General features: G+C 49.6%; 13 protein-coding genes. All 13 read right to left on the bottom strand.

Annotation, left to right across the window (positions count from 1 at the left end):
- Positions 1 to 89: 89 nt before the first annotated feature.
- The 13 genes from Q0101_RS10440 to tig all read right to left on the bottom strand — a co-directional run bounded on the left by Q0101_RS10440 (position 90) and on the right by tig (position 11,445).
- Positions 90 to 173 (bottom strand): DUF1287 domain-containing protein, encoded by an 84-nt coding sequence (locus Q0101_RS10440; RefSeq protein ID WP_297945313.1) that lies wholly within the window; start codon positions 171 to 173, stop codon positions 90 to 92.
- On the bottom strand, positions 170 to 643 hold the full coding sequence (locus Q0101_RS10435; protein WP_297945310.1) for a DUF1287 domain-containing protein: 474 nt from the start codon (positions 641 to 643) through the stop codon (positions 170 to 172). The genes Q0101_RS10440 and Q0101_RS10435 overlap by 4 nt, the downstream gene beginning before the upstream one ends.
- A 7-nt stretch (positions 644 to 650) precedes the next feature.
- The gene (locus Q0101_RS10430) at positions 651 to 1,580 is read right to left on the bottom strand and encodes a phosphatidate cytidylyltransferase (protein WP_297945307.1); all 930 of its coding nucleotides are present in this window, start codon (positions 1,578 to 1,580) and stop codon (positions 651 to 653) included.
- Positions 1,577 to 1,927, bottom strand: a complete 351-nt coding sequence (locus Q0101_RS10425) for a hypothetical protein (RefSeq protein ID WP_297945305.1) — start codon at positions 1,925 to 1,927, stop codon at positions 1,577 to 1,579. The genes Q0101_RS10430 and Q0101_RS10425 overlap by 4 nt, the downstream gene beginning before the upstream one ends.
- Positions 1,908 to 2,546: a 1-acyl-sn-glycerol-3-phosphate acyltransferase gene (locus tag Q0101_RS10420; RefSeq protein ID WP_297945302.1), complete on the bottom strand. Its 639-nt coding sequence runs from the start codon at positions 2,544 to 2,546 to the stop codon at positions 1,908 to 1,910. The genes Q0101_RS10425 and Q0101_RS10420 overlap by 20 nt, the downstream gene beginning before the upstream one ends.
- 465 nt (positions 2,547 to 3,011) lie before the next feature.
- A complete protein-coding gene (locus tag Q0101_RS10415; protein ID WP_297945299.1) occupies positions 3,012 to 3,614 on the bottom strand; it encodes a CDP-alcohol phosphatidyltransferase family protein in 603 nt (200 codons plus the stop codon).
- A gap of 517 nt (positions 3,615 to 4,131) precedes the next feature.
- Complete coding sequence (locus Q0101_RS10410; RefSeq protein WP_297945296.1) at positions 4,132 to 5,172, bottom strand: DUF3137 domain-containing protein; 1,041 nt, start codon at positions 5,170 to 5,172, stop codon at positions 4,132 to 4,134.
- 129 nt (positions 5,173 to 5,301) lie between these two features.
- Positions 5,302 to 5,880 carry a phosphoribosylglycinamide formyltransferase gene (purN, locus tag Q0101_RS10405; protein WP_297945293.1) on the bottom strand — a complete coding sequence of 193 codons (579 nt, stop codon included), beginning with the start codon at positions 5,878 to 5,880 and terminating at the stop codon, positions 5,302 to 5,304.
- Positions 5,871 to 7,517: an NAD(P)H-hydrate dehydratase gene (locus tag Q0101_RS10400; RefSeq protein ID WP_297945290.1), complete on the bottom strand. Its 1,647-nt coding sequence runs from the start codon at positions 7,515 to 7,517 to the stop codon at positions 5,871 to 5,873. The genes purN and Q0101_RS10400 overlap by 10 nt, the downstream gene beginning before the upstream one ends.
- A complete protein-coding gene (locus Q0101_RS10395; RefSeq protein ID WP_297945286.1) occupies positions 7,514 to 9,031 on the bottom strand; it encodes a YifB family Mg chelatase-like AAA ATPase in 1,518 nt (505 codons plus the stop codon). The genes Q0101_RS10400 and Q0101_RS10395 overlap by 4 nt, the downstream gene beginning before the upstream one ends.
- Complete coding sequence (def, locus tag Q0101_RS10390; protein ID WP_297945282.1) at positions 9,028 to 9,546, bottom strand: peptide deformylase; 519 nt, start codon at positions 9,544 to 9,546, stop codon at positions 9,028 to 9,030. Before def ends, Q0101_RS10395 begins: the two co-directional genes overlap by 4 nt.
- Positions 9,547 to 10,131 (bottom strand): ATP-dependent Clp endopeptidase proteolytic subunit ClpP, encoded by a 585-nt coding sequence (gene clpP / locus Q0101_RS10385; RefSeq protein ID WP_295150849.1) that lies wholly within the window; start codon positions 10,129 to 10,131, stop codon positions 9,547 to 9,549.
- Positions 10,132 to 11,445: a trigger factor gene (gene tig / locus Q0101_RS10380; protein WP_297945279.1), complete on the bottom strand. Its 1,314-nt coding sequence runs from the start codon at positions 11,443 to 11,445 to the stop codon at positions 10,132 to 10,134. It lies immediately after the preceding gene.
- Between the last annotated feature and the right edge of the window lie 143 nt (positions 11,446 to 11,588).

Here is an 11,588-nt window from a genome sequence, read left to right as displayed (position 1 = left end):
AAATATCCTCGCCCCGTCGCTCGTTATAAAATAGCTCTCTTTAAACTCCATTTTTCGCCTTTCTTGCTTAAATTTATCGATTTTTCTACTTATTTTATCCTAAAGTGTCCCGTTATCTCGTAATCCTTTAACACATCCTCCTCCTGCGCGCCAAGCCCGATGTTGTGGATCACGAGCGGGGTTTGCCGGTGGCAAATTTATCCGAAACTATGCCGATATGCGGCCTGCCGATATCCAGCCGCCACGTCACGATATCGCCTGCTTTAAACTCGCCCTTCGCCTCGTAGCCCTTGCGTTTTAAATAGGTCGCGATGTTTGGCACGCGGCGATGATCGATGTTTTTGTCGGTCTTTTTTGCGCCCCAGGTTTTTGGATAGGCGCTAAAATTTGCGCTCATATCCTCGTGGATGAGCCGCTGCAGATCGATGTCCTGTCCGCGCAGCGCCCTAACTACGACGTCGGTGCAAACGCCCCTTATCATATCCACGTCGTCCATCGGATAGGCTAGCCTAGAGTACGAAGGATCGTAAAATAGCGTCCGTCCGACCTGCGCTCTAGCGTCTTGCACGAGCTTTTCGGCAGAAAAAGCAAAGGCCAAATTTGCCGCGAGCACTAAAAGTAAAATTTTGCTAGCGATTTTCATCAAAACCTCACGCGTAAAAATATCTAACGATGTGAAAAAATATCGGCGCCGCAAAACACAGCGAGTCCATACGATCAAGCATCCCGCCGTGACCGCTGATCATGTAGCCCCAGTCCTTGACGCCTAGATCGCGCTTGATCGCCGACATAACAAGCCCTCCTAAAAAACCCATCATACAAACGGCAAGCCCGATGAAAAACGCCCCCACCGCGCCAAAAGGCGTGAGATGATGCAGGCACGCAGCCAGCGCGCTAGCGCTAAGCACCCCTCCCGCAAAGCCGACCACCGTTTTAGACGGACTGATACTGGGCGCAATCTTGCGCTTACCAAAAAGCTTGCCCCAGACGTACTGTAGCACGTCGCTAGTTTGCACGACCAGGATCAAAAACAGCATCAGCTCCATGCCGCTGCCGCGCTTAAGATCCAGCAAAAGAAGCGCGGGGATATGCGAGATACAAAACACGCAGATCATCAGCGCCCACTGGATCTTCGTCGAGCGCTCCAAAAAATAAGCCGCGTCGCCGCAAATAGCCGCCAAAATCGGCAAAAACAAAAATCCGTAAACCGGGATAAATATCATCGCCATCGCGTACCAATCAGCATATATAAATATATACTGCGCGGGCAAAATCACGTAAAAGCATGCCACGAGCGCGATGTGATCGCCCCTGCGGATGTAGATGAGCGACAAAAACTCGCGCAAAGCGGCAAACGAAACCAGCAAAAATAAAAATATCACGGCGTTTTTGCCCATATACGTAAACGCAAAAATCACCAAAATCATCGCCCACCAGGCGTTTATGCGCGAGGTCAAATTTGAGATGGTTTTGTTCTCGGCGCCAAATTTCGCCTTTAGGATAAAAGCCACGACGCTAGAGACGACTAGTACCGCGATGAGTCCTAAAAATAGATTTAAGATATGATTTTGCGGGTTCATTTTAGTGCCTTTTGGTTAAATTTAAAGCTAAATTTGACGTCTGTTTCGGAGCTCTCCGAGCGAGCTGAATTTACGCGCGTTTGGTTTGCCGCGCGGACGGCTTGATTGGTTAAATTTTTTACGCGGTTTAAATTTGTGTTTAGGTTAAATTTGATTTGCGGCAAAGCGAGCGTTTTAGCCCGTATTTCGCGCTCAAATTTGACATTTTTAACCGCCGTTTTAAAAGACTCGCCGTCAAATTTGTCGTAAAAATCGGTCGCAAATTTTCTCTTTTCGTTTGATGGATTTGTAGGGCTCAAATTTACCGCCGTCGCCAGAGCCGCCAAATCAGGCTTTCGTTCTATCATTTTGCGTATCGCTCATCGCTAGCAGCGCGTCTTGCGCCTTTTGTAAAAACTCGCCTTTGCTCTCGCCGCCGTAAAATATCTCCTTGCCCACTATCAGCTCGCAAAGCAGCGGAATAGGCACAAAAAAGCCCTTAGGCAGGACATTTCGCGCATTTTTGATCCATACGGGCACGAGCGGGACGGCGGGATACTGCTGCGCCAGGCGGAAAATCCCGCTTTTAAACGGCTGCAGTACTAGGTCGTCGTCCATCTTGCGCGTGCCTTCCGGAAAGATGATGAGAGAGTGAGTCTGCAGCGCCTCGCTCATTTGCGCTAGCGCTTCCAGCGGATCTTTGCGGCGGCTTATTAGCACCATGTTAAACACGTTTTTAGCAAGAAACCTGCGCACCGGCCCGCCCTGCCAGTACTCCGCCGCCGCGACGGGGCGCACGCGCTTTCTCACGCGGTAAGGCAGCGAGACGAAAATCAGCAAAAAATCGCCGTGGCTGGCGTGGTTTGCATAGTAAATTTTAGTGCCCTCGCCGATGTTTAAAAGCTCCTGCGGCGGCCGTACGCCGGTGATAAATATCGTGATGCGGCAAAGGATAAAATCAAGCGCTGCAGCTAAAAACTCTTTCATCTTGTATCCTTTTTACTCTTTTACTTTTCAAATTCACTTTTTGAGGCGCCCTCAATTTTACGGTTGCGTGCGGCAAATAAGCTTCTCGCCCTCCTTGTCGAAAACGAGCGTTTAGACATAAATTTGAGGCGATTAAAGCCGATGCGGTTTTAAGTAACGTCTGCAATTTGCCGCTTTTGCTACTTGCCTTTGATTTCACCGACTTTGATAAAACGCTCGAAATTAACCGAGCACGTTTTGTGCGCCTAGCGTCTTTTAAAACGTCTAAATTAAGCGGACAAATTCGCCGTGATATTTTATCCTCGCCTCAAAAAATCTCGCAAATTTAAACAAGATCAAATTTATAACGATTGCGTGCCCGCGTCGAGGCGAGCTTAAAACTTTTGCAATTATATCAAATTTAGGCGAATTTGCCTTGCGTCGATTTTGGAGATAGCTATTAAATTTATCCTCGTCCGAGGCGCCTTATTCCACGCTTTTTAGTCCCATCCTCACGCGGTTTGCGCAAGTAAGCGCGAGTAAAAATATCGCGGCGTAAAGTACCCAGCTAAACCACTCCGGTAGTCGCCCAGATAGCGCATATACCGTACCGATAAGCCCGAATATAAACGCGCGGTCGCTCTTGCCCATAGGTCCGTCGTATCGCCTGCCGCAACCGTGCACCTGCCCTAGGACGCCCAAAAACTCACTCATAAAAGATAGAAAGATAACGAGCGCGATAACGCCCCAGTCAAACGGCGCCACGAAGGCAAACGGCAGATACAGCGCGGCGTCCGAGATGACGTCCGTGGCTTCGTTTAGGTAGCCGCCCAGCGGGCTTTTTTGATTAAACTCGCGAGCCAGCATGCCGTCGATGGCATTTAGCGCCATACGCAAAAACATCCAAACGGGCAACAGAAAGAATAGCGTCGAAATTTCGGCGAATTTTATCAGAAGTCCGCCCAGCAGAACGGAAATGACGCAGGCTGTGATCGTGACTTGATTTGCGCTGACGCCCGCGTCGTAAAGGCGTCTTACTAACGGACGAAGTAAATTTTGAAATTTGGGCTTTAACTCGTAAATCGTCATGAGGACTCCGAAAATTTGATTTTCGTATTGTCGCTTAAAAATGCTTGGAGGCAGATTAAATGTGTGGACTGCTTTTGTGTGAGCTTTTTAATCGTCGATTTTTAAAAGCATTAGGATGGCAAAATGAACGATGAAAATATGAGTAAATTATCTCTTCTATCATTGCCGCGATGGGTACTCAATTTTTTTGACGCGGGCTCGCGACGGTAAAAGTAGTGTTTGCGGCACGATTATAGGCAGCGTGGTAATCTCCTTATGGAAAGCGTACGGTGCAATCATCGCCATATCAGTATCCATCTTTGCTCAATTCCTCTATGCGGACCGCAAAAATTTATAAATCGCATGGAATTTCGTCGCGATAGGTTTCAAACTTCGCTCTCCGCCGCAAATATAATAGACCTTGTCGCGAAAATTCTAAATCATAGCGGCGCCGAGCCGGGAAGAGTACTTTTAAATTTTAAAATTTCGCGGCGGCGCAAAGCCTCCGTATTTGCGGATTTAAGGTAAAATTCAAAATTTAATTCTGCCAGATATTTTCGTTTAATTTTAGACTTTTTACTATGGATAGAAAGAATAAAAGCTCGTGCTTGATAGACGCGGCAGGACCTGCGCTAAGTACGCTGCGATCTACGCTAGGCTCGAAGCTATCGTGTCCCGTGTGGATGAAAATGCAGATGTTTCTATCCGAAAAGCTTAATCTGATCGGTCCGCCGGCACCGCTTCTAAAGCGAAGCAAGCGCCGCATAAAGGCGGGCGTGAGGGCGTACATTGCAGACACGGCGTCGGCACTATATACGCTAAACGTGGAGCTAAACTCGCTATCGTCCATCGCGATCTTCTTAAGTCCGCTGAGCGTCGGTCTCGCGCTGAGCAGCGGCAGGATCACGGCCACCGAGTTTATGCGCTTTTTAAATTCCGCGTAGAAAAAGATCCCCCTGCTGCTACGTCGTTCGTCAGTATGAGTCACGCAAACATCCGCAAAACTGAAAAATACTCCGTCATAGACGCCGGAAATTTTATCTTCACAATCAAGATATTTTACTCCATCCGGAAACAGACCGCTAGCGCGCAGATACGCCGGCCGAAACGAGCCTGAAATTTCGTAGCGATAGCCTAGGCTCGCGATATAGGGCGCGATATATTGATGTTTAAAGGCGCGGACGAATTCTTTGGATCTATTATATTTGATCCGCTCCAACGCGGCATCCGCGATATTAAACAAAGAAAGGCAGATGGTTACGAGTGCGATGACGAAGCGCAAGGTATCATTCTCGCACATTTCTACGCCTTTGGCAAGCATCCACAGCAAGATGCAAAAGATAAATACGCGCACTATATTTGCATCTTTATTCACTACTCTATAAGAGATGCTGCCGCAGCTAAATACCACTATGATCCAGCAGAGGCCCATCGCTGCATTTTGATCTCTAAAATTGAAAAATAGCCACAGCGCAGAGGCCAGCACCACTAGTACTATTATCGAAAACGCCGTACCTTTGTGCTGCTCCGCCTCATCCAGGATGCCGAGCCTTAGTTTTTCCAGTTCGTTTGCGGTCATCTTTCTCTTTCTAAATTTAGCTAGAAAATTTTAAAGCTTAGCCTCGAACCGCCCCTAAATTTAAAGAACTAAGCTTTAAAATTTACAAAATTTCGCTCTTTAAATTTAGCGCGAATCTCTGCGCTAAATTTAGCTTTGGCACAAAATTTCTACGATCACCTGCGGCAACATCTCATGCTCGATCTCGTGGACTTTGGCCTCATAAGCCTCAAGGCTCATTCCCGCGTTCTTTTCAAACGCGCGCTGAGCGATGATCGCGCCGCCGTCAAGCTCCTCGCTGACCCAGTGCACGCTCACGCCGCCCATCTTCATATCGCTCTCAAAGCTCTCTTTTATCGCGTGCGCGCCCTTAAAAAGCGGCAGCAGCGACGGGTGCAAATTTATCGCGCGAACCCTGCTCGTAAAAACGGGCGTAAGAATCCGCATAAAGCCCGCAAGCACCGTAAGCTCCGCGCCGCTTTTTTCGATCTCGCGCACGAGCGCGGCGTCAAATTCCTCGCGGCTAGCAAAATCTTTGTGATTTAGGATCACGCTTTTAAGCCCGAATTTTGCAGCCTTTGCTATGCCTCCCGCATCCGCTTTGTTGCTTAGCGTTAGCGCAACTTCGATCTTGGTTTCGCCAAAAATTTTGCCGTGCAGCTTCTGCAAGATCGCCTCTAAATTTGAACCGCTACCGCTAAAAAGCACGGCGAGCTTTTTCACAACCATTTTACCTCCTCGATGAGATCGAGCGGATTTAGCGCGTAGGAATTTTTGGCGAAGGCTCGCGCAGCGAGTGCGTGGGCTAGGACGCCGCAGATTGAGGCTTGCAGGGGAGAGTAGTTTTGCGCGAGCAGCCCGCCGATGAGCCCTGCGAGCACATCGCCGCTGCCGCCCTTTGCGAGCGCGGCGTTACCTTTGTCGCAGACGTAGATGATGCCAGCTTGGGCGATGAGCGTGTTTGCGCCCTTTAGCACGAGTACGCCGCTAAATTTCTCGCTCCACGCCCTCGCAAGCTCGAAGCGGCGCTCTTGCAGCTCGCTCACGCTAAGATCTGCGATGCCCGCGATCTTTAAAAGCGAGCAAAACTCCTTCGGATGGGGCGTTATGATTAAATTTGAATTGGCGTTTAGCAGGCTTAAAATTTCGCGTTCGTAGCACAGATCGGCGTCGATGACGCAGTTTTTGCCCCGCAGCGCGGCAAGATCGATCTTCCGCTCCCCCAGCCCGCAGCCGCAGACTACGACCCGCGCGGCATCGAATGAGCTTTTTTGCATCAAAATCGGGCTTAAATTTAACGGCCCCTCGCTAACGACGCTAACGAGCCCGCTGCCGATCGCGTGAGCCGCCAGAGCCGCCATCTGCGCCGCTCCGCTCATCTGCCCGCTTACGACGTAGGTGTGCCCGAAATCGCCTTTATTGGTGTTTTGCTTCCTGCGTAGCGGCAGCTTCAGATCGTTTTTTTGAAGTAGAAAATATTCGCTCCGCTCCTCAAAATTTTGGCGCGAAATTCCAAGATTTGCGACTTTGATCCGCCCTACATAATCCTTCGCGCCGTCCGAAAATAGCGCGAGCTTTAGCGCTCCCATCGCGATCGTCAGATCCGCGCAAAACGCACCACCTAAAACGCGCCCGTTCTTATCGATGCCGCTTGGGATATCAACTGCGATTTTTAGGGATTTCGTGCCGTTTGCGAGAGATAAAATTTCACAAATTTCACCGCTTACCGGTTTGTTTAAACCGCTGCCGAAAATCCCGTCGATTATGCAGTCTGCGCTTGTAATCTCATCGCGCAGGACGCTTGGCTCGCCGCACTCGCCGCCTAGATTGCTGCATTCGTCGCCACGCGCCACGATCTCAAATTTAGCGCTCGCAAATTTTGCGCATAATTTATTGCCGCCGCCTGAAGTGTCCGCGCCGCTTAGGCTTTCGAGCTCGCGCCGCGGCTCGCTCGCGCCAGCGTCTTTTAAATAGGAGCCGCCTACGCTTTCATGCGCGCAGGCATCCTTGCTAGACGCGCCCTCTACGTGCCCGCAATCGTCTTTCGCGCTCGCGATATCGATAAGCTTAACCCCCGCAGCCCGCGCCGCATCAGCTTGAAATTTGCCCGCCGCGCTTCTATTTTCCAGCACGCAAAGCGCCGTGCAGCTAAAATCGCCGCTTAGCCTTCGTAGTGCCACCATCGCGTCTGCGCCGTTGTTTCCGCCGCCGCAAAGTGCCAAAACGCGCGAGCCCTTTTTGAGCCGCTTTCTGATCTCGCGCTCGATCTTGCAAGCGGCATTTTCCATTAAAATTTGCTCGCCAAGTCCAAATTTTGCGCTCGCTCGCGCGTCGAGCTCCTCGGTGCTAAAGAAAATTTTTTTCAAATTTCGCTCCTTATGCGAAAGCTAAGAGCCTCCAAAATATGCGCTTTGGCGATGATTTCGGCGCCTGCTAGATCGGCGATCGTGCGCGCGAGCTTTAGCGTTTTATTTACGCCGCGCTGCGAAAGATCGTAACGGGTGATCGCGGTTTGCAAAACATCCCGCGCAGCGCTTTCGCAGACGCAAAATTTTTCGGTCTCCTCGTCGCGCAGCTTTGCGTTTAGCTCGCTCTGCCCCCGAGCCTTTTGCGCGCGAAACGCCCGCAGCACCGCGTCCGCCATCTCCTCGCTGCAAACGTCGCTCTTGTCGTCCGCGCCGGTCTCGTCCATCGCGACGTATATGTCGATGCGGTCGAGCAAGGGCGCGGAGATCGTGTTTTTGTAGCGTCTGATGTCGTTTAGCGAGCAGGTGCAGGTGAGGTTTTTGGAGAATAAATTTCCGCACGGGCAGGGATTTTGCGCCGCGACGAAGATAAATTTCGTTTGGTATTCGACCTTGGAATTTACGCGCGAAATTAAAATTCTATTATCCTCCAGCGGCTCGCGCAGGCTTTCTAAAATTTGCTTGCCGAAGTGCGGCAGCTCGTCGAAAAACAGCTCGCCGCCGTTTGCGAGCGCGACCTCGCCGATCTTTGCGCCGCTACTGCCGCCGCCGAAAATCGAGCTGCGCGTGCTGGTGTGGTGCGGCGAGCGGAAGGGGCGCAGCGCGCTAAAATCGACGTCTTTGTTATTTAACGACTCGTAGGCGCACGAGAGCAGCACTTCGCCCAGGCTCTGCGGAGGCAGAATTCTGGCTATCCGCTTGGCGCACATGCTTTTGCCGCAGCCGGGGCTGCCCTCAAAGAGGATATTGTGCATGCCGCACGCGGCGATCAGGCTCGCGCGTTTGGCGCGCTTCTGTCCTTTGACGTCTTTGAAATCAAGCGAAAAATCGCGGTTGGGAACGTAAGCTTGCCCGTCAATCTCCACGACGTTTTTAAAAAGCGGATGGGTTTCTCGCATGAGCCTGCTTGCGGCGAACTCCTCGTCTAAAAAAAATCTGACCGCTTCGCTTAGGCTACCCACAGCATAAACGTCGTAGTTTGGGATCGTGCAGGCCTTTAAAGCGATACTTTGTGGCACTAAAATTTTAGCGCGCTTCACCTTCGTGCTTAAAAAAAGCAGGATCGAAAAGAGGCTCGCCGTGCTCTTTAAACTGCCGTCTAAACCGAGCTCGCCGAAGACGAAGAAATCGCCGTCGATGCGCTCTTTTTGCAGCGCGATGAGAAGCGCGATCGCAAGATCGAAGTGCGAGCCGTTTTTGGGCGTATCGGAGGGGGAGAGATTTATGATGATTTTGGAGGCGGGAAATTTAAAATTTAAGCTCACAAGCGCCGCTTTTACGCGGCTTTCGCTCTCTTTTATCGTAGCTCCCGCAAGACCAACGATATTAAATCCCGGCAGCCCCCGCACGAATGTCGATTCAACCTCTACGGGGATCAGAGCATCCGTGAAGGCAGCGCATTTTAGGGATTTCATTTCGATTTTTCTTTTAGGCTTTTTTTGAATTCTTTATCAAATTTTTTGCGTTTATTGTATCCGATGCGCTCGATAAAAAGATGTCCGTCGAGGTGGTCCATCTCGTGCTGGATACAGACGGCTAGCAGCTCGCTAGCGTCCATTTCGTGGGTATTGCCGGCGCGGTCTTGAAACTGCACCGTGATAAACTCGGCGCGCGTGACGTCCTCATAAAAGCCGGGTACCGACAGGCAGCCCTCCTGGTAAACGACCTCGCCTTCCTTTTTTAAAATTTGCGGATTGATGATCTCGATGAGGTCCTTTTTGTCTTGGATTTTTTCCTCATTGGCTAAATTTATAATCAAAGCGCGCACGGGCTTGCCTACCTGGATGGCGGCAAGGCCTATGCCGTTTTTTGCGATCATCGTCTCATACATATCGTCCAAAAGCTCGCCCAGCGCCGCGTCGAATTTCACGACCTCGGTCGATCTTTGATAAAGCTTTTTATTCGGATAGGTAAGGACGTCCAGGATCATCTATTTAAAGCTCTTTTGAAGTACTTGATCGATCAAGCCGTATTGTACGGCATCCTCGGCGCTCATGAAAAAGTCGCGATCGGTGTCCTTTTCGACCTGCGCGAGATCTTTGCCGGAATTTTGCGAAAGGATGTTATTTAAAATTTCTTTCATTCGTAAAATTTCTTTGGCTTGGATCTCGATGTCGGTAGCTTGGCCTTGCGCGCCGCCTAGGGGCTGGTGGATCATTATGCGCGAGTTTGGAAGCGCATAGCGTTTGCCTTTGGCTCCGCAGCTTAGCAAAAATGCCCCCATCGACGCCGCTTGACCGATACAGATCGTGCTTACGTCGGGTTTGATGTAATTCATCGTGTCATAAATGCTAAATCCACTCGTAACCACGCCGCCGGGGGAGTTGATGTATAGATAGATATCCTTATCCGGATCCTCCGCTTCCAAGAACAGAAGCTGAGCGACGATCGAGCTTGCTACCGCATCGTCGATCTCGCCGCTAAGCATTACGATACGGTCTTTTAGTAGCCTCGAGTAGATGTCATAGCTGCGCTCTCCGCGACTAGTTTGTTCGATAACGTAAGGAATCACCATCTATTCGCCCTTCTCTTCTTTTTTGCCCTGTTTGGAGAAAATATCGTTAAATAGTTTCTCCTCGATCAGCGCCATTTTGACGGCGGGAAGCATGCCGTTGTTGCGGTATCTATCTAGGTGCTCTTTCGGGTTTGCGCCGTAAGTATAGGCCTCCATATAGACCGCCTGAACGAGCTCCTGATCGCTCACGTCGATCTTGCGCTTTTTGGCTAGCTCGTCGATTAAGAATGTAAGTTTTACGCTGTTTTCGGCAGCCTTTCTAAACTCTTCACGCTTTTTATCCAGGGCGTCTTTGTTGTTTTTAAATTCCTCGATCTGCTCCTTTGAAAAGCCGCTCCAGGCGTTGTTAAACTGCAAATTAATCTCCTGCTCGACAATCGCTTTTGGAAGCGCGAAGTTAAATTTCTCGGCGAGCGCATCTGCAAATTTAGGCTTTAGATCCTCGTTTATCAGCTTTTGAAGCTTATCGTTTTTGATGCGCTCTTTGATGCGCGCTTCAAATTTCTCCTTGCTCGGCTCTTTCTCACCCGGAAGCGCTTGCTTTAGCTCCTCCTCACCGAGCTCTTTGGCAGGTTTTTTAGCCTGAATTTCGTGAAGCTTGACTTTAAAAATCGCGTCCTTGCCGGCTAAATTTTTTGCACCGTAATCTTGCGGAAATTTAACCGCCACGTCGCGTTCCTCGCCCACTCTAAGTCCGATCATTCCGTCTTCAAAGCCCGGGATAAATTGATTTGAGCCGATCTGAAGGACGTAATCCTGCGCCTTGCCGCCGTCGAATGGCTTGCCGTCCACGAAGCCTTCGAAGTCGAATTTCGCAAAATCGTCTTTGGCTAGAATTTTTTTGTTGGTTTTAGAAAGCGGCGCGATCATCTGCAAAAATTCCGCCACTTTTTCGTCGATCTCTTTTTGAGTAACGCGCGGACTGCTAAATTTCGGGATCAGCTCCTCGTATCCCTCGACGTTAACCTCGGGCCTGAAAGAAATTTCGATCTCCACGTCGATGTCGCCTTCTTTTTCGTCAAATTTAGAAAAGACCGGCTCGGATAAAATTTGATCTTGTTTTTTCTTTAAAATTTTAAGAGACTGATCGATCATATCTTTAAGAAGCTCCTGCTTTGCATCGCCCTCAAGCTGCTTCCCGTATCGCTTCAAAACCACTGCGGTAGGCACTTTGCCTTGCCTGAATCCATCGATTTTTAGCTGTTTGGAGGCCTTTTTGGCTAGCTCTTCTACTTTGGCTGCGATCTGCTTTGCTTCGATCTTGCTCGCAGCGACCGCATTCGCGGCGTCTTTCATTTTTGCTTTTACTTCCATAAAATTCCTTTAGAAAATTTAAAAATAGCGAATAATATATCAAAAAATTTCTTATTTAAAGTATAAATTTCCAAAATTTGCCGAGCCTAAGCGGCTCGAGGCTTTTAAATTTTAAAATTTTAAGAGCCTGCCTTAAAATTTAA

Source organism: uncultured Campylobacter sp. (assembly GCF_937921625.1).
GTDB lineage: Bacteria > Campylobacterota > Campylobacteria > Campylobacterales > Campylobacteraceae > Campylobacter_B.
Note: the sequence above shows the minus strand (reverse complement) of the source record. Positions and strands in the feature narration are given on the sequence as shown.

Coding starts and splice junctions, on each gene's coding strand:
- Q0101_RS10410 (WP_297945296.1), bottom strand. CDS start 5,172: ATGACCGCAAACGAACTGGAAAAACTAAGGCTCGGCATCCTGGATGAG.
- Q0101_RS10420 (WP_297945302.1), bottom strand. CDS start 2,546: ATGAAAGAGTTTTTAGCTGCAGCGCTTGATTTTATCCTTTGCCGCATC.
- purN (WP_297945293.1), bottom strand. CDS start 5,880: ATGGTTGTGAAAAAGCTCGCCGTGCTTTTTAGCGGTAGCGGTTCAAAT.
- Q0101_RS10430 (WP_297945307.1), bottom strand. CDS start 1,580: ATGAACCCGCAAAATCATATCTTAAATCTATTTTTAGGACTCATCGCG.
- tig (WP_297945279.1), bottom strand. CDS start 11,445: ATGGAAGTAAAAGCAAAAATGAAAGACGCCGCGAATGCGGTCGCTGCG.
- Q0101_RS10395 (WP_297945286.1), bottom strand. CDS start 9,031: ATGAAATCCCTAAAATGCGCTGCCTTCACGGATGCTCTGATCCCCGTA.
- Q0101_RS10435 (WP_297945310.1), bottom strand. CDS start 643: ATGAAAATCGCTAGCAAAATTTTACTTTTAGTGCTCGCGGCAAATTTG.
- clpP (WP_295150849.1), bottom strand. CDS start 10,131: ATGGTGATTCCTTACGTTATCGAACAAACTAGTCGCGGAGAGCGCAGC.
- Q0101_RS10415 (WP_297945299.1), bottom strand. CDS start 3,614: ATGACGATTTACGAGTTAAAGCCCAAATTTCAAAATTTACTTCGTCCG.
- Q0101_RS10425 (WP_297945305.1), bottom strand. CDS start 1,927: ATGATAGAACGAAAGCCTGATTTGGCGGCTCTGGCGACGGCGGTAAAT.
- def (WP_297945282.1), bottom strand. CDS start 9,546: ATGATCCTGGACGTCCTTACCTATCCGAATAAAAAGCTTTATCAAAGA.